At 67.1% G+C, this 18,198-nt stretch carries 8 protein-coding genes, 3 rRNA genes and 1 pseudogene; 5 read left to right on the forward strand and 7 right to left on the reverse strand.

Going from position 1 to position 18,198, the window contains the following annotated elements; all coding sequences use genetic code 11:
* Positions 1 to 418 precede the first annotated feature (418 nt).
* Positions 419 to 1,903, forward strand: a complete 1,485-nt coding sequence (locus J1792_RS04900; RefSeq protein ID WP_086574556.1) for a SulP family inorganic anion transporter — start codon at positions 419 to 421, stop codon at positions 1,901 to 1,903.
* A gap of 95 nt (positions 1,904 to 1,998) precedes the next feature.
* On the opposite strand, the gene rrf is transcribed toward J1792_RS04900, so the two are convergent.
* From rrf to J1792_RS04920, 4 genes are all read right to left on the reverse strand, one after another.
* Positions 1,999 to 2,115: ribosomal RNA gene (gene rrf / locus J1792_RS04905) — 5S ribosomal RNA — on the reverse strand.
* 75 nt (positions 2,116 to 2,190) lie between these two features.
* Positions 2,191 to 5,313 (reverse strand): 23S ribosomal RNA (locus tag J1792_RS04910).
* 276 nt (positions 5,314 to 5,589) lie between these two features.
* A 16S ribosomal RNA gene (locus J1792_RS04915) occupies positions 5,590 to 7,113 on the reverse strand.
* Together the 16S, 23S and 5S rRNA genes form the textbook arrangement of a ribosomal RNA operon.
* Before the next feature lie 603 nt (positions 7,114 to 7,716).
* Positions 7,717 to 8,265, reverse strand: coding sequence for a MarR family winged helix-turn-helix transcriptional regulator (locus tag J1792_RS04920; protein WP_086574500.1), 549 nt, complete (start codon positions 8,263 to 8,265; stop codon positions 7,717 to 7,719).
* 100 nt (positions 8,266 to 8,365) lie between these two features.
* On the opposite strand from J1792_RS04920, the gene J1792_RS04925 reads away from it, so the two are divergent.
* On the forward strand, positions 8,366 to 9,712 hold the full coding sequence (locus J1792_RS04925) for an MFS transporter (protein ID WP_207246704.1): 1,347 nt from the start codon (positions 8,366 to 8,368) through the stop codon (positions 9,710 to 9,712).
* Between the two features lie 127 nt (positions 9,713 to 9,839).
* On the opposite strand, the gene J1792_RS04930 is transcribed toward J1792_RS04925, so the two are convergent.
* Positions 9,840 to 11,627 carry an ATP-binding SpoIIE family protein phosphatase gene (locus tag J1792_RS04930; protein WP_207246705.1) on the reverse strand — a complete coding sequence of 596 codons (1,788 nt, stop codon included), beginning with the start codon at positions 11,625 to 11,627 and terminating at the stop codon, positions 9,840 to 9,842.
* Positions 11,628 to 11,990: 363 nt separating this feature from the next.
* Positions 11,991 to 13,328, reverse strand: a complete 1,338-nt coding sequence (locus J1792_RS04935; protein WP_278251605.1) for an NAD(P)/FAD-dependent oxidoreductase — start codon at positions 13,326 to 13,328, stop codon at positions 11,991 to 11,993.
* 632 nt (positions 13,329 to 13,960) lie between these two features.
* On the opposite strand from J1792_RS04935, the gene J1792_RS04940 reads away from it, so the two are divergent.
* The 3 genes and pseudogenes from J1792_RS04940 (at position 13,961) to J1792_RS35695 (ending at position 17,402) form a co-directional block, all read left to right on the forward strand.
* A complete protein-coding gene (locus J1792_RS04940; protein ID WP_086572981.1) occupies positions 13,961 to 14,719 on the forward strand; it encodes a TetR/AcrR family transcriptional regulator in 759 nt (252 codons plus the stop codon).
* A gap of 289 nt (positions 14,720 to 15,008) precedes the next feature.
* Positions 15,009 to 16,730 (forward strand): annotated as a pseudogene (locus tag J1792_RS35690) (sigma-70 family RNA polymerase sigma factor); the annotation flags it as partial.
* 219 nt (positions 16,731 to 16,949) lie between these two features.
* Entirely contained in the window at positions 16,950 to 17,402 is a 453-nt protein-coding gene (locus J1792_RS35695) for an NPCBM/NEW2 domain-containing protein (protein WP_179199061.1), read from the forward strand.
* On the opposite strand, the gene J1792_RS04950 is transcribed toward J1792_RS35695, so the two are convergent.
* Positions 17,305 to 18,168 carry a pentapeptide repeat-containing protein gene (locus tag J1792_RS04950; protein ID WP_242705004.1) on the reverse strand — a complete coding sequence of 288 codons (864 nt, stop codon included), beginning with the start codon at positions 18,166 to 18,168 and terminating at the stop codon, positions 17,305 to 17,307. The genes J1792_RS35695 and J1792_RS04950 overlap by 98 nt on opposite strands.
* Positions 18,169 to 18,198: the final 30 nt, after the last annotated feature.

Below are 18,198 nucleotides of genomic sequence, written 5' to 3' on the forward strand. Positions count from 1 at the left end.
TCGCATTCGTCGGCGCGGTGCGGGTTCTTTGTCCGGGCATCGGTACGCATGAGGCGGAGGTGGCGGACCCATGCCCGTGGGATTCCGCCGGGGTGATCGGAACCGTCCGCTCCTGCTGTTCGGCACCTTGCTCGACACCGCGTTTACATCGTGGTTACACATCAACTCGCTGATCCGCACCACAACTTGGCCAAAATATGGTCGAGTGATTAACGGATTCACCGCTCCCCGCTCGCCTCGGCTCACCACCGTTCTGCTCGACCTCACTCCCCACCGCCGCCACACCCCACTCCGCCTGTCCCGCAACGACGCAACGATCCCCATCGCATCGCTGCGCGCCTGGAGCGCGCTGGAGGCCATCCTCATGCAGAAGAAATCCTTCCGCCATGCCCGAAATGCCGGACCCCGCGTTGGCTTGATGAGCACCCTCAAGGCCAACCTCCGGGCCGACTTCACCGCGTCGCTGGTCGTCTTCCTCATAGCCGTGCCGCTCTCGGTCGGCATCGCCGTCGCGTCCGGCGTCCCCGTCGAACTGGGCCTCGTCACCGGCATCGTCGGCGGCCTCCTCACCGGGCTGCTACCGGGCAGCAGCCTGCAGGTCAGCGGGCCGGCGGCCGGCCTGACCGTGCTCGTCTACGAAGCCGTGCGGGAGTACGGGCTCAGGGCCCTCGGCGTGCTGGTGCTCACCGCCGGACTGCTCCAGGTCGCCATGGGTCTGCTCAAACTGGGGCGCTGGTTCCGGGCCATCTCCGTAGCGGTGGTGCAGGGAATGCTCGCGGGCATCGGCGTCGTCCTCATCGCCGGTCAGCTCTACGCGCTCGCCGACGCGGACCCGCCCGCCGGGGGCCTGGAGAAGCTGGGCGGCCTCGTCACCCTGCTCACCGACACCCTCGCCTCGGGCGACGCGATGGCCGCCGTCGCGGTCGGCGCCGGCACCGCGGCCGTACTGGCCCTGTGGCCGCGCTGGCGGCAGGCCCAGCGGGTGGTGCCCGGACCGCTGGTGGCGGTCGCACTGGCCACCGCCGTGGTCGCACTGCTGCGGCTGCCCGTCGACCGAGTGCAGGTGCGCGGTCTCTTCGACGCGATCCAGCCACCGGGCGGGGGGGACTTCGCGCGGCTGACGGAGTTCGGCGTGCTCGGGACCGTCCTGGCCTTCGCCCTCATCGCCTCCGCGGAAACGCTGTTCAGCGCGGCGGCCGTCGACCGGCTCCACGACGGCCCCCACACGGACTACGACAAGGAGCTCATCGCGCAAGGTGCCGGCAACACCCTGTGCGGCGTGCTCGGTTCACTGCCGATGACGGCCGTGATCGTCCGCAGCTCGGCCAATGTGAACGCGGGCGCGCGGACGAAGGCCTCCCGCGTACTGCACGGCGTCTGGATGCTGGTCTTCGTCACCCTTCTGCCCTGGGCCCTCGAGCTCATCCCGGTCGCCGCTCTCGCCGGCGTGCTCGTCCACGCGGGCTGGAAGCTCCTGCCGGGGAGGGAACTCGGCCCGCTGTGGCGGGACCACCGCGGTGAAGTGGCCGTACTGCTGACGACCACCACGGCGATCGTGGTCACCAACCTCTTCGAGGGCGTCATCGTCGGCCTGCTCACCGCCGTCGTGAAGGCGGCCTGGGAGACCTCCCACGTCCACATCGAGACGGTGACCCGTCCCGACGGCGTCATCCACGCGCGCGTGCTCGGCAACGCCAACTTCCTGCGCCTGCCCAGGCTGCTGGACGAGCTCGACGCGCTGCCCCGCACGGGCTACGGCGTCGAACTGGACCTGAGCGGGCTACGGCACATGGACCGCGCCTGCCGCACCGCGCTTCTGGGCTGGGCGGAACGAAACGCCGCGGTGCGGAGGGGCGACGAGAACGGCGACGGTGAGGCGACGGGCCAAGTGGTGGCGGTATGAGCGCCAGACCGCATAAAAGGCGCTGAACGCGAAAAGGTCCGGAAACGCAAGAAAGCCCTGGCAGGGGAACCCTGCCAGGGCTTTCTTCAAAAGGAGTTCGGCGGCGTCCTACTCTCCCACAGGGTCCCCCCTGCAGTACCATCGGCGCTGAAAGGCTTAGCTTCCGGGTTCGGAATGTAACCGGGCGTTTCCCTAACGCTATGACCACCGAAACACTATAAAGTTAGAACTCCAGCCAGCAAGGCGAGTTCGTTACTTCAGAACTAACACAGTGGACGCGAGCAACTGAGGACAAGCCCTCGGCCTATTAGTACCAGTCAGCTCCAACCGTTACCGGTCTTCCACACCTGGCCTATCAACCCAGTCGTCTACTGGGAGCCTTACCCCATCAAGTGGGTGGGAGTCCTCATCTCGAAGCAGGCTTCCCGCTTAGATGCTTTCAGCGGTTATCCCTCCCGAACGTAGCCAACCAGCCATGCCCTTGGCAGGACAACTGGCACACCAGAGGTTCGTCCGTCCCGGTCCTCTCGTACTAGGGACAGCCCTTCTCAAGACTCCTGCGCGCGCAGCGGATAGGGACCGAACTGTCTCACGACGTTCTAAACCCAGCTCGCGTACCGCTTTAATGGGCGAACAGCCCAACCCTTGGGACCGACTCCAGCCCCAGGATGCGACGAGCCGACATCGAGGTGCCAAACCATCCCGTCGATATGGACTCTTGGGGAAGATCAGCCTGTTATCCCCGGGGTACCTTTTATCCGTTGAGCGACGGCGCTTCCACAAGCCACCGCCGGATCACTAGTCCCGACTTTCGTCCCTGCTCGACCCGTCGGTCTCACAGTCAAGCTCCCTTGTGCACTTACACTCAACACCTGATTGCCAACCAGGCTGAGGGAACCTTTGGGCGCCTCCGTTACTCTTTAGGAGGCAACCGCCCCAGTTAAACTACCCACCAGACACTGTCCCTGATCCGGATCACGGACCGAGGTTAGACATCCAGCACGACCAGAGTGGTATTTCAACGACGACTCCACCATGGCTGGCGCCATGACTTCACAGTCTCCCACCTATCCTACACAAGCCGAACCGAACACCAATATCAAGCTATAGTAAAGGTCCCGGGGTCTTTCCGTCCTGCTGCGCGAAACGAGCATCTTTACTCGTAGTGCAATTTCACCGGGCCTATGGTTGAGACAGTCGAGAAGTCGTTACGCCATTCGTGCAGGTCGGAACTTACCCGACAAGGAATTTCGCTACCTTAGGATGGTTATAGTTACCACCGCCGTTTACTGGCGCTTAAGTTCTCAGCTTCGCCCTGTCGAAACAGAGCTAACCGGTCCCCTTAACGTTCCAGCACCGGGCAGGCGTCAGTCCGTATACATCGCCTTACGGCTTCGCACGGACCTGTGTTTTTAGTAAACAGTCGCTTCTCGCTGGTCTCTGCGGCCACACCCAGCTCAGAGTGCAAGACTCATCACCGGACATGGCCCCCCTTCTCCCGAAGTTACGGGGGCATTTTGCCGAGTTCCTTAACCATAGTTCACCCGAACGCCTCGGTATTCTCTACCTGACCACCTGAGTCGGTTTAGGGTACGGGCCGCCATGAAACTCGCTAGAGGCTTTTCTCGACAGCATAGGATCATCCACTTCACCACAATCGGCTCGGCATCAGGTCTCAGGCTGTATGTTGTGCGGATTTGCCTACACAACGCCCTACACCCTTACCCCGGGACTACCACCGCCCGGGCTGGACTACCTTCCTGCGTCACCCCATCGCTTACCTACTACAAGTCTGGTTCGTCGGCTCCACCACTCCCCTTCACCCGAAGGATCCAGGACGGCTTCACGGACTTAGCATCGCCTGATTCGATATTGGGCGTTTCAAAGCGGGTACCGGAATATCAACCGGTTGTCCATCGACTACGCCTGTCGGCCTCGCCTTAGGTCCCGACTTACCCTGGGCAGATCAGCTTGACCCAGGAACCCTTAGTCAATCGGCGCACACGTTTCTCACGTGTGTATCGCTACTCATGCCTGCATTCTCACTCGTGAACCGTCCACAACTCGCTTCCGCGGCTGCTTCACCCGGCACACGACGCTCCCCTACCCATCCACACACCCGTTGGGGTTATTGTGTGAATGACACGACTTCGGCGGTACGCTTGAGCCCCGCTACATTGTCGGCGCGGAATCACTTGACCAGTGAGCTATTACGCACTCTTTCAAGGGTGGCTGCTTCTAAGCCAACCTCCTGGTTGTCTCTGCGACTCCACATCCTTTCCCACTTAGCGTACGCTTAGGGGCCTTAGTCGATGCTCTGGGCTGTTTCCCTCTCGACCATGGAGCTTATCCCCCACAGTCTCACTGCCGCGCTCTCACTTACCGGCATTCGGAGTTTGGCTAAGGTCAGTAACCCGGTAGGGCCCATCGCCTATCCAGTGCTCTACCTCCGGCAAGAAACACACGACGCTGCACCTAAATGCATTTCGGGGAGAACCAGCTATCACGGAGTTTGATTGGCCTTTCACCCCTAACCACAGGTCATCCCCCAGGTTTTCAACCCTGGTGGGTTCGGTCCTCCACGAAGTCTTACCTCCGCTTCAACCTGCCCATGGCTAGATCACTCCGCTTCGGGTCTTGGGCGCGCTACTCAATCGCCCTATTCGGACTCGCTTTCGCTACGGCTTCCCCACACGGGTTAACCTCGCAACACACCGCAAACTCGCAGGCTCATTCTTCAAAAGGCACGCAGTCACGACGCACCAAGCAAGCTTGATGCGCGACGCTCCCACGGCTTGTAGGCACACGGTTTCAGGTACTATTTCACTCCGCTCCCGCGGTACTTTTCACCATTCCCTCACGGTACTATCCGCTATCGGTCACCAGGGAATATTTAGGCTTAGCGGGTGGTCCCGCCAGATTCACACGGGATTTCTCGGGCCCCGTGCTACTTGGGTGTCTCTTAAACGAGCCGTTGATGTTTCAGCTACGGGGGTCTTACCCTCTACGCCGGACCTTTCGCATGTCCTTCGCCTACACCAACGGTTTCTGACTCGTCTCATGGCCGGCAGACCATGAAAAAGAGATCCCACAACCCCGCATGCGCAACCCCTGCCGGGTATCACACACATACGGTTTGGCCTCATCCAGTTTCGCTCGCCACTACTCCCGGAATCACGGTTGTTTTCTCTTCCTGCGGGTACTGAGATGTTTCACTTCCCCGCGTTCCCTCCACACTGCCTATGTGTTCAGCAGCGGGTGACAGCCCATGACGACTGCCGGGTTTCCCCATTCGGACACCCCCGGATCAAAGCTCGGTTGACAGCTCCCCGGGGCCTATCGCGGCCTCCCACGTCCTTCATCGGTTCCTGGTGCCAAGGCATCCACCGTGCGCCCTTAAAAACTTGGCCACAGATGCTCGCGTCCACTGTGCAGTTCTCAAGCAACGACCAGCCACCCGTCACACTCTGCCGAAGCAAAGCTTTACCGGGGCCGGCATCGCGAAGGTTCAGACCGAAGTCCGTACCCTCAGATACCCAACAGCGTGCCCGGCCCAGTCTTTCAAGATTCACGTTCCACGCCGAAGCAGTACTAGTGATCCCTCAAGAACTGTGCCGAATAGTCAACGTTCCACCCATGAGCAACCGTGCGAGTCATTCGCTCGCAGTCGGCTATGTGCTCCTTAGAAAGGAGGTGATCCAGCCGCACCTTCCGGTACGGCTACCTTGTTACGACTTCGTCCCAATCGCCAGTCCCACCTTCGACGGCTCCCTCCACAAGGGTTGGGCCACCGGCTTCGGGTGTTACCGACTTTCGTGACGTGACGGGCGGTGTGTACAAGGCCCGGGAACGTATTCACCGCAGCAATGCTGATCTGCGATTACTAGCAACTCCAACTTCATGGGGTCGAGTTGCAGACCCCAATCCGAACTGAGACCGGCTTTTTGAGATTCGCTCCACCTCGCGGTATCGCAGCTCATTGTACCGGCCATTGTAGCACGTGTGCAGCCCAAGACATAAGGGGCATGATGACTTGACGTCGTCCCCACCTTCCTCCGAGTTGACCCCGGCAGTCTCCTGTGAGTCCCCATCACCCCGAAGGGCATGCTGGCAACACAGGACAAGGGTTGCGCTCGTTGCGGGACTTAACCCAACATCTCACGACACGAGCTGACGACAGCCATGCACCACCTGTACACCGACCACAAGGGGGCGACCATCTCTGGCCGTTTCCGGTGTATGTCAAGCCTTGGTAAGGTTCTTCGCGTTGCGTCGAATTAAGCCACATGCTCCGCTGCTTGTGCGGGCCCCCGTCAATTCCTTTGAGTTTTAGCCTTGCGGCCGTACTCCCCAGGCGGGGAACTTAATGCGTTAGCTGCGGCACGGACGACGTGGAATGTCGCCCACACCTAGTTCCCAACGTTTACGGCGTGGACTACCAGGGTATCTAATCCTGTTCGCTCCCCACGCTTTCGCTCCTCAGCGTCAGTATCGGCCCAGAGATCCGCCTTCGCCACCGGTGTTCCTCCTGATATCTGCGCATTTCACCGCTACACCAGGAATTCCGATCTCCCCTACCGAACTCTAGCCTGCCCGTATCGAATGCAGACCCGGGGTTAAGCCCCGGGCTTTCACATCCGACGTGACAAGCCGCCTACGAGCTCTTTACGCCCAATAATTCCGGACAACGCTTGCGCCCTACGTATTACCGCGGCTGCTGGCACGTAGTTAGCCGGCGCTTCTTCTGCAGGTACCGTCACTCTCGCTTCTTCCCTGCTGAAAGAGGTTTACAACCCGAAGGCCGTCATCCCTCACGCGGCGTCGCTGCATCAGGCTTTCGCCCATTGTGCAATATTCCCCACTGCTGCCTCCCGTAGGAGTCTGGGCCGTGTCTCAGTCCCAGTGTGGCCGGTCGCCCTCTCAGGCCGGCTACCCGTCGTCGCCTTGGTAGGCCATTACCCCACCAACAAGCTGATAGGCCGCGGGCTCATCCTGCACCGCCGGAGCTTTCCACCTTCAAGCATGCGCTCGAAGGTCGTATCCGGTATTAGACCCCGTTTCCAGGGCTTGTCCCAGAGTGCAGGGCAGATTGCCCACGTGTTACTCACCCGTTCGCCACTAATCCACCCCGAAGGGCTTCATCGTTCGACTTGCATGTGTTAAGCACGCCGCCAGCGTTCGTCCTGAGCCAGGATCAAACTCTCCGTGAATGTTTACCGGTAATCCGGTTCACACTCGCGTTGAGCGGAACAACCAGGCGGAATAGGCCCGGTCGTTCACAGCGTCCTCGCTGTGTGTGCCCACCCGATCCGTAATCGGACCCGGTAGGACTTTTAAAGGAACCTCATCCATCGAGATGGACGGGGTGTCAACATATCTGGCGTTGACTTTTGGCACGCTGTTGAGTTCTCAAGGAACGGACGCTTCCTTTGTACTCACCCTCTCGGGCTTTCCTCCGGGCGCTTCCCTTCGTTGTTTCCAACCTTACCAGATCCGTTTTCCGTTCCTTACCGCTTCACATTCGAAGCAGTCGGTTCGGATTTCGTTTCCGGCCCCCTGTTGGAGCGGGGTTTCTCGCGCCTTCCGGCGTGATCACTACTTTAGCGGATTTTCCCGGCGGCTCCTAATCGGAGTCCCGAGCCATCCCGTTCAGAATTCCGGGCACGCCGAAATTCATCCCGTTCAAGGGCCGTGCAAGTGGTGATCGCCGCCAGTGCGGCTCGAAGTGCCGCCGTTGAGCCGACTGGCCCCGCGACAACTCGGAGAACACTACGGATCCGGTAGACCCGTGTCAACTCGCCTCTGACCGGCCCTCAGTCCAGGTCGGTGAGGCGTCCGCCGGCGTCCGGCTGGGCCTCTTCGACTCGGCGGAGGAGCCGGGTCAGCATCGCGCCGAGCTGGGTGCGCTCGTCGCCGGAGAGGTCCTGGAGCAGTTCCTCCTCGAAGACCGTGGCCATCCGGAGGCCCTCGAGCCACTTGGCTCGCCCCTCCTCTGTAATGCCCACGATGACGCGCACGCGGTTGCTCTCGTCGCGCTCCCGTGTGACAAGGCCTTCCGCGACCATGCGGTCGATGCGGTGGGTCATGGCGGCCGGGGTGAGGCCGAGGCGCCTGGCGAGGTCGCCGGGGCCGAGGCGGTAGGGCTCGCCGGCGAGGACGAGGGCCTTGAGGACCTCCCACTCCGCGTTGCTGATGCCGAGCTCGGCGGTCTGGCGGCCGTACGCGACGTTCATGCGCCGGTTCAGGCGGCTGAGGGCGGAGACGACCCGCTCCACCTGGGGATCGAGGCCCTGAAACTCGCGCTGGTAGGCGGCGATCTGCTCTTCGAGGCTCGGTTCGGCGGGCCCGGGGGTGTCAGCCATGAGCCGCAGTATGGCAGAAACCATTCGACATAAAGACCTTCGCCATGTACTGTTTAGCTTCGAAGTTTAGGTCTGAAGTCTTCAAGTTCAAGGGGTGAGTGTGACCACCGCGATGGGCGCGGCTCTGCGCCGGATCCAGCTGGGCAACGCGCTGAGCGCGTTCGGCAACGGCTTCACGGTTCCGTATCTCTACGTCTATGTGGCGAAGGTGCGGGGCCTGGGAGCGGGGACAGCGGGCTTGACGCTGTTCACGCTGGCCGTCGCGGCGCTGATCGTGCTGCCTTTCACCGGTCGGGCGATCGACCGGCGGGGTCCGCTGCCCGTGGCCATCGTGGGTACGGTCTCGGCGGCGATCGGTTCGCTGGGGATGGGGCTGTCCGGCAGCACTCCGCTGGTGATCGCCTCCGCCGCCGCGCTCGGTGCGGGTATAGCGGTGATCCAGCCGGCGCTCGCGACGATGATCGTGTGGTGCTCGACGCCGCTGACCCGCTCGCGCTCGTTCGCCACGCAGTTCTTCCTCAACAACCTGGGCCTCGGCGTCGGCGGCCTCATCGGTGGCCTCATGGTCGACGAGCACGCCGCGTCGAGCTTCATCCGGCTGTTCGGGATCGAGTCGGTGATGTTCCTGGTGCTGGGTGCGACCGTGGCGACCGTACGGCTGCCCGCCGCCCCCAAGGTCGAGGACGCGGTGCCGACCGGCGAGCGGCCCGAGGGTGCGTGGCGCGCCCTGATGCGGGATCGCTCGATGGTGTGGCTGTGCGCGCTGGGCTTCGTGATGTTCTTCGCCTGCTACGGACAGTTCGAGGCGGGCCTGGCGGCGTACGCCACCGAGGTCACTCGGGTCTCCCCCGCCATGCTGGGCATCGCGCTGTTCGCCAACACGGCCGCCATCGTGGTGACGCAGTTCGTCGTCCTGAAGCTGGTGGAGCGGCGCCGGCGCAGCCGGGTCATGGCGCTGGTCGGGCTGATCTGGACCGTGGCGTGGGTCGCGGCGGCGCTGTCCGGTCTGGTGCACGGGGCCCAGGCGGTGGCGACGGGTTTGCTGATCTCGACGTACGTGCTGTTCGGCGTCGGCGAGTCGATGCTGTCCCCGACCGTGGCACCGCTGGTGGCCGACCTGGCGCCGGCGTCGCTGATCGGTCAGTACAACTCGGCCTTCGCCCTGGTGAAGCAGCTGGCGATGGCCTCGGGGCCGCTGCTGGGCGCGCTGCTGGTGGGGCTCGGCCTGCACGTCGCGTACGTGTCGCTGCTGATCATGTTCTCGCTCGGCATCACCGTTCTGGCGCTGCGGCTGGGCCGTCGGCTCACCGCCTCCCAGGACAACCCGTTCGTCGGCCGGACCCGGCGGGCGGAGGCTCTGGCGGCTGCAGGATCCGTGGATTCGGTTGAGCCGGCGGACTCGGTCGAGCCGGTTGAGTCAGCCGATCGCGTGGCCGTAGCCGCCTGATCCGTAGCTACCTGACCTGTAGCTGCCTGATCTGTATCTGCAGATAGCTGCGCGCCGATGCGCGAGCGCCGGGGGCGGGAAGTCGTTACTTCCCGCCCCCGGCGCTTTCGTATGTCGTCATCTGCCGTCATCCGTGCCCTGCCGGCAGGGCGAACTCGCACCACACCGCCTTTCCGCCGCCCGGTGTGCGGCGGGAGCCCCAGGACGAGGCGATCGTGGCGATGATCGAGATGCCCCGGCCGGCCTCGTCCGCGGGCTCGGCGCGGCGTCGGCGCGGGAGGTGGTCGTCGCCGTCGGTGACCTCGATGATCAGGCGGCGGTCGGTGCGGCGCAGGCGGAGGCGCATGGGGGGTGTGCCGTGCTGGAGGGAGTTGGCGACGAGCTCGCTCGCCGCCAGGACGCCCAGGTCACGGAGGTCGGTGGGGAAGCGCCAGCTGGCCAGGACGCCGGAGGCGAACGCGCGGGCGCGGGGTGCGGCCTCGACTCCGCCGAGGAGCTCGAGCGCGGCGTTGTGGAAGAGCTCGGCGTCGTGTCCCGTGCGGGCGGGGTGCTGGAGTACGAGGACGGCGACGTCGTCGTCGTGTTCCTGGGTCACGCCGAGGGCGCGGATGAGGCGGTCGCACATGACCTGAGGGGAGCCGGTGGCTCCGGCGAAGGCGCGTTCGAGGGCGGCGACGCCTTCGTCGATGTCCTCGTCGCGGCGTTCGACGAGTCCGTCCGTATAGAGGACGGCGCTGGAGCCGGGGCACAGGGGCACCGTGCCGGAGGTGTGCAGCCAGCCGCCGGTGCCGAGCGGGGGGCCGGTGGGTTCGGCGGCGCGGCGGACGGTGCCGTCGGGGTCGCGGACGAGGATGGGCAGGTGCCCGGCGGAGGCGTAGACGAGGCGTCCCTCGTTGGGGTCGTGGACGGCGTAGACGCAGGTGGCGATCTGGGTGGCGTCGATCTCGGCGGCGAGGCCGTCGAGGAGCTGCAGGACCTCGTGGGGCGGGAGGTCGAGGCGCGCGTAGGCCCGTACGGCCGTGCGCAGCTGGCCCATGACGGCTGCGGCGCGAACGCCGCGGCCCATGACGTCGCCGATGACGAGGGCGGTGCGGCCGGCGCCGAGGGTGATCACGTCGTACCAGTCACCGCCTACGGCGGTGTCCTTGCCGCCGGGCTGGTACGTGGCGGCGACGCGGAGGTCGTCGGGCTGTTCCAGCTCCTGGGGGAGCAGGCTGCGCTGGAGGGTGACGGCCGCCTCGCGCTGGCGGCGTTCGCTGACGCGCAGGCGCTCTGCCGCTTCCACCTGGTCGGTGACGTCGGCGGCGAAGACGAGGACGCCGCGCTGGGCGTCCTTGCCCTCTCCCACCGCGATCGGGGAGCAGGTGAAGGTGTAGTAGCCGTGCCGGGGGCGGGGGCCGCGGTCGATGGTGGCCGGCTGGGCGGTGGTCCCGTCCGGTGGTGCGGGGACGGTCACGCGGCGGGACTTGACGGTGCGGGGCTTGCCGCTGCGCAGGACCTGGTCCATGAGGGGGAGCAGGCCGAGTTCCTCGAGCTCGGGGAGGGTGTCGCGGGCGCGGGTTCCGGTGGGGCGGGGGCCGAAGAGGGCGGCGTAGGCGTCGTTGACGTAGGCGATGCGGTGGTCGGGGCCGTAGACGACGGTGGCGAGGGCGGGGACCTTGCCGAGGATGTCGTGGACGGAGAGGCCGTCGAGGGTGACGGGCTCGGCGTCCTTGGCCGGGGCGGCCTCGGCCCGGGCGGCGGGCACGGAGCCGGTGCCGGTCCCGGGACCGGTCCCGGATCCGGTTGCAGATCCGGTGCCGGCGGCGGTGGACGCGGCGGAGGCCTGTGGGGCCGCGGCGGGTGTGCGGTCGGCGCGGGCCGCTGCTCGGCGCTGTGTGCCGGGGAGCCGGGCGCTCCAGCGGGTGAAGTTCACTGAGGATTACCTCGCGGAGTCGTTCCGGATCAGCTCGGCGACGCGGGATGCCACGTGGGGTGCCGTGTGGAGTGCTGCCCCAGGGGGTGCCGCGTGGTGTGCCGCGCGGGGCACGTGGGGTGGCTCAGCCGCGGGCCCGGTGTGGGGCCGCCGCCGGCGGTGCGGGGAACGGCCCCCGAAGGAATGCAGCAAACGTCCGAATCCTCATGATTATTACTCTTCGCTGATACCAGCCCACCCATGGTCACACGACCAGTGTGGCCGACAGGACTGACATCCGTCAGGCGCCGTGTCGGGTGAACGCGCCGCGTGTTCCCGTCCCCGCCCGCGACCTGCCGCGATGTCCCGCCGGCGGACCGTGCTTCAACTCGCTTCCGGGTGACGGCCGGTGCCTGCGGCCAGTTCGAACTCGGCCCGGGGGTTCTCCAGCGAGCCGAGCGAGACGATCTCACGTTTGAAGAGTCCCGCGAGGGTCCATTCGGCGAGGACGCGCATTTTGCGGTTGAAGGTCGGCACCCGGCTGAGGTGGTAGGCGCGGTGCATGAACCATGCGGGGTAGCCCTTGAGCTTCTTCCCGTACACATGGGCGACGCCTTTGTGGAGGCCGAGCGAGGCGACCGAGCCGACGTACTTGTGGCGGTAGTCCTGGAGGTCCTTGCCGCGCAGCGACGACAGGATGTTCTCGGCGAGGACCTTGGCCTGGCGCACGGCGTGCTGGGCGTTGGGGGCGCAGGTCGTACCGCCGTTCTCGGCCGTGAGGTCGGGGACGGACGCGGCGTCCCCCGCCGCCCACGCGTGCTCGACGCCCTCGATCCGCAGGGTCGGGGCGCACTTGAGCCGGCCGCGCTCGTCGAGCGGGAGGTCGGTGGCGGCGAGGATCGGATGCGGCTTGACGCCGGCCGTCCATACGATCGTGCGCGTGGGAAAGCGCGAGCCGTCGCTGAGGACGGCCACGCGGTTCTCGCAGGAGTCCAGCCGGGTGTCGAGGCGTACGTCGATGTTGCGGCCGCGCAGCTCCCGGACGGCGTACCGGCCCATGTCCTCGCCGACTTCGGGGAGGATGCGGCCGGTGGCCTCGACCAGGATGAACTTCAGATCGTCCGGCTCGATGTTGTAGTAGTAGCGCGTGGCGTAGCGGGCCATGTCCTCCAGCTCGCCGAGCGCTTCGACGCCCGCGTAGCCGCCGCCGACGAACACGAAGGTCAGCGCCGCGTCGCGCACCTCGGGGTCGCGGGTGGAGGAGGCGATGTCCAGCTGTTCGAGGACATGGTTGCGCAGGCCGATGGCCTCCTCGACCGTCTTGAAGCCGATGCCGTAGTCGGCGAGGCCCGGGATGGGGAGGGTGCGGGAGATGGAGCCGGGGGCCAGGACCAGTTCCTCGTAGTGGATGTCGATGGGGCCGGTGCCCTCGTCCTCGGTGGCGAGGGTCTTGATGCTGGCCGTGCGCTTGGCGTGGTCGATGGCGACCGCCTCACCGGTGACGACCTGGCACTCGCCGAGCGCCCGTCGCAGCGGGACGACGACGTGGCGGGGAGAGATGGAGCCGGCGGCGGCCTCGGGGAGGAAGGGCTGGTAGGTCATGTACGGCTCGGGGTCGATGACCAGGATCTCCGCCTCGCCGCGCCTGAGCTTCCGTTGGAGGTGCAGGGCGGTGTACATCCCGACGTAGCCGCCGCCGATGACGAGGATGCGGGTGGGGATGGGGGGCTGCGCGTTTCCTTCGGGGGGCGTGGGCTGTGTTTGCGCCTGCCGCGTGGGCTGTTGCTGCCGCTCCTGCGGTTGCTGCTGTTCCTGCCGCTCCTGCTTTTCCCGCTCTTCCGGCGCTGTCCGGCCTGCTTCCTCCGTCTGCCCCTCGTGTCCTGCCTGCCCCTCCCGCGCCGGTTCGTTCACCAAGGCCTCTTCCTCCTCGCGTCGTCGCGTCGTCCTCGGCAGTTGTCGGCTGTACTCGGCTCTACTCGGGTACCCGTCGTGCTCGCTCGTACTCGGTCGTTCTCGCGTTGTGGCACAACTCCTCCTCATGACGCATCGACGTCGGTGGTTTGTCCACAGGACTCGCGAAATGTATGACCGGTGCCGGAGCTGATCCGTCCGTCTCGAGAAAGCCGCTCTGCGGGAAAGGCTCGCAGGTCAGGGGGGATGCGGCGGGGTGGTGCGGTGGTGCAGAATCAAGGGGGAGCAGGTCCGTACTCCAATCGGGGACGGCCTGTGCGGAGCTACCCCCTTCTTTCTTGACCTGGGCTCAACTATGTTCGTACTCCGTCGGGGTGTCGAGACGTGCCCCGGCAGTCAGGGCGGGGAGTCTCCGGGGGGAGACGTCATAACCGGGGGAACGTATGCACATTCAGAGCTCTCATTGGTCTGCTGCTGTCGCGACGGCTGACGGCACGGGTGGCCGTAATACGCCGTTGCGCGTGGACGCACAGCGCAATCTGGAACATGTGCTGCGGGCGGCTCGCGAGGTCTTCGGCGAGCTGGGGTACGGGGCGCCGATGGAGGACGTGGCGCGCCGGGCCCGGGTCGGAGTGGGGACGGTCTACCGCCGCTTCCCGAGCAAGGACGTGCTGGTCCGGCGCATAGCCGAGGAAGAGACGGCCCGGCTCACCGAGCAGGCGCGGACGGCACTGGGGCAGGAGGACGAGCCGTGGTCGGCGCTGTCCCGGTTCCTGCGCACGTCGGTGGCGTCCGGCGCCGGCCGGCTGCTGCCGCCGCAGGTCCTGCGGGTCGGCGTCGACGTGGAGTCCGAGGAGCAGCGCCTGCAGGCCGCAGTGCCGGACCGGGCCCGTGTGCCGCAGCAGCGGCAGCCGGGGATCGGTGGCGGTCAGCTGCACGAGCTGCGGCTGGTCGAGCAGCGGCCGACAGCGGTCGACGAGCGGGACGACGCGGGTGCCGCGGCGCTGCTCGACGTCGTGGGCCGGCTGGTCGAGCGGGCGCGGGCGGCCGGTGAGCTGCGCGCCGACGTGACGGTCGCCGATGTGCTGCTGGTGATCGCGACGGCGGCTCCGTCGCTTCCGGACGCGGCGCAGCAGGCGGCGGCGTCCTCGCGGCTGCTGGACATCCTGCTGGAAGGCCTCCGTTCGCGGCCCGTGCAGTAACCGCGGCGCGATCGCAGTCATCACAGCGGTCTTCACTGCAGTCGTCACGGCAGTCATCACCGTCGACGCGGAGCTTCCGTGGGCCTCCTTCTCCGGAGAGCCCACGGAAGAGGTCGGCAGAAGGGGGCTGGTGTTCAGTAATCCTCATCTGTTCGAGTGACGTCCCGTGCTCGAGCGCGCGAACAGAACCCGGATGAGTGGTTGCCGTTCGCGAAATGATTCCGAGGCACTCCCGTGTGTCACGCTGCTCGGTATTCGTGTGTGACGGCGTGTACGGGGAGCATCCGCTATGGGTGTTGACGGGCGAGAAGAGCCGCGCAGAAGCGAGGAGTCGGACGACCCACCGGCGCCGCACAAGGTGCCCGGCCAGGGTGGTCCGTTCGCTTCCGCCTCCTTGGATCTGTGGAGCGACGGCCCTGATCCCGAGGTTCCGCAGCAGCGGACGCCTGCGCGGTCGGGGCTTCCGGCCCTTCCCGCCAAGGCAGGTCGCGAGCCGTCTGGTAGCGGTACCGATGCCAGTACTGATGCCGGGGCCGACGGCAGGACCGACGCCGATGCTGGTGCCGGGACCGACGCCAGTAGTGGCGTCCGTGCCAAGGTCGGTGCCGAGGTCGGTGCCGGCGACGCGGACGGGCCTCCGTCGGATCTCGAGCTGGTCGCCCAGCTGCGTGGCAGCGGCGAGGGCGGTGAGGCGTACGAGGAGCTGTACCGACGCCATGCCGACGCGGTCCGCCGGTACGCCCGTAGTTGCTGCCGCGACGAGCACACCGCCGAGGACCTGACCAACGAGGTCTTCACCAGCACCCTGCAGGCGGTGCGCGGCGGTTCGGGCCCGGACTCGGCGGTACGGGCGTATCTGCTGACCACCGTGCGAAGGGTCGCGGCGGCCTGGGCGAGGACGGCGAAGCGCGAGCAGCTGGTCGAGGACTTCGCGGTGTTCGCCACGTCGGCAGCGTCCTCGTCGGTGACGGCCGACGAGGACACGCTCAACCTGGGCGCGGACGTGCGGGCCATGCAGGAGGCCGAGGAGTCCCTGGCCGTGCAGGCCTTCCGGAGCCTGCCCGAGCGATGGCAGACGGTGCTGTGGCACACGACGGTGGAGGAGGAGTCGCCGAGCGATGTCGGCCCGCTGCTCGGGCTGAGCGCCAACGCGACGGCGGTGCTCGCCCACCGGGCACGGGAGGGGTTGAAGCAGGCCTATCTGCAGGCGCATGTGAATACGCAGCTGATGGCGGGCGGCGACTGCGCGCAGTACGCCGACCGGCTCGGCGCGTATGCCCGGGGCAGGCTGCGTACGCGTGCCGAGCGGGGGATGCGCAGGCATCTCGAGGGCTGCGCGAAGTGCCGTACGGCGGCGCTGGAGGTCGCGGACGTCAACGAGCGGCTGCGCGCGCTGCTGCCGGTCGCGGTCATCGGCTGGTTCGCCGCCGGCTGGTCGGTCAAGGCCGCCGCGGGACTCGCGGCGGGTGCGGCGGCTGGTGCGGCGGCTGGTGCGGTCGGGGCGGGTGCGGCGGCCGGGGCCGCTGGTGCGGGAGCCGCTGCGGGTGCTGCCGGGTCGGTTGGCGCAGGGTCGGCCGGTGCCACGGGGGCGGCCGGTGCAGCGAGTGGGGCTGGGGCGGCTTCCGCTGGTGCGGGCTCTGGTGCCGGGGCTGCTGCCGGGGCAGGCGCCAGTGCCGGGGCCGGGGCCGGTGGTGGTTCGGTCGGGGGCCGGGGCCGGGGCCGTGGTGGGTGAGGGGCTGGGGCTTCCGGTGAAGGTGGCGCTGGGGGCGGGGGTGCTGGCCGCTGCCGGGGCCGTCATCGCGTACGCCGTCGCCGGGCACTCCCCGCGCCGCCGGACAGACCGCAGGCGAGAGCCACGGCGGCTCCGGTCGTACCGGCGCCGCCGCACAAGCCGGGGCCACGGCCGGGCCTGACGGCCTCGCCCGCGCCCAGTGCCCCTCCCGCGCTGGTGGCGAAGTCCGCCCCGAAGTCGTCCTCCCCGGCACTGTCACCGTCACCATCGCCGTCGCCGTCGGTGTCCGCTTCCGCCGGCCCCTCCGCTTCCGCTTCTCCCACACCGCCTGCCTCGCCCTCGCCCCGGCCGTCGCCGAGCCTGCCGAAGGCGAAACCGTCCACGCCGGCCACTCCTCACCGGCCGACGCCCGTTCCCCCGCCGCCTCCCTCGCACGTCTATGCGCTCAATGAGCTGCGGTACAGCGGCATCGGTGACGGTGACGGCGGCGAGCCGGAGGTGCGGCTCGGCGGGAGCTGGCTGTGGCAGCGGTACGGGCTGCGGGTGGGCGGTACGACGTACCGCGACGGGGCGAGCGTCCACGCGGCGTCGTCGGTGGCCATCGAACTGAACCGTTCCTGCACGTCCTACGACGCGCTGGCGGGCGTGGACGACATGACGCTGGGCCTGGGCGCCGTCACCTTCTCCGTCTACGCGGACGGCGAGCGCCTGTGGAGTTCGGGCCTGGTGCGGGGCGGCCGTCCGGCCGTCCCCGTCCACACGCCTCTGGCGGGCCACAGGACGCTGCGCCTGGTCGTCGAGCCGAGGTCCGCGGCGGATCGCGTCGCGGTCGCGGACTGGGCCGACGCGCGGATCAGCTGCGGGTCGCTGCGGTCGCCGACGGCGTCCAGTGCGGGGGACGGGTCAGCGCGGGCGGCAGCTTGGTGGCGGCATCGCCCTTGGCGGCGTTGATCTGGGGCTGGGTGAGGAAGATGCTCCCGGTCAGGTCGGCGCCCGAGAGGTCGGCGTCGCGGAAGTCGGCGCCGATGAGGTCGGCCATTCTCAGGTCCGCGCCCGAGAGGTCGGCCGCGATGAGGTAGGCGCCGCGCAGGTTTGCGCCGCGGAGGTCGGCCCGCTTGAGCCGGGCGCCCATGAGGTCGGCGCCCCGGTGGTTCTTCGTCTTGCGCCCGGTCTTGGCGCGGACGAGTTCGCTCGTACGCAGCAGCAGGACGTTGACCTTCTGCCGGTGGCCCGGCACGTCGACCTCCAGGAGGGAGGCGGAGTCGCGGCGGGTGAGGGCTTCGGTCTCGTCGAGGAGGCGGCGCACGTCGGCGTGGACGGGGCGGGCGGCGGGGAGGGCAAGCGCCTCGTTCAGGTACCAGAGCAGCTCGTGGAGCTGCCGCATGACCGGGAACACGTCGAACATCTGCTGAGCGGTGTCCGGGGCCTGTCGCCAGTCCTGCCCGCCGAAGGTGACTTGGGAGACCTTCTGGCCCGCGCCGAAGCAGTCATAGACGGTGCAGCCGGGGAAGCCCTGCTTCCTGAGGCGGGTGTGGATGCCGCAGCGGAAGTCCGTCTGCAGGTTGGTGCACGGCTTTCCGGCGGGCTTGTTGACCGCGAAGTCCGCCGAGGCGGCGAAGGGCAGGGCGACGCAGCACAGCCCGAAGCAGCTCTCGCAGTCTCCGCGCAGGGCGGGACCGCCCTTGCCGGTCTCCGCGTCTTCGGGAATTCCTGCCACCGTGCCCACCGTGGTTCCTTTTGCCTGGTC

The sequence above is a fragment of the Streptomyces triculaminicus genome, assembly GCF_017349075.1.
GTDB lineage: Bacteria > Actinomycetota > Actinomycetes > Streptomycetales > Streptomycetaceae > Streptomyces > Streptomyces triculaminicus.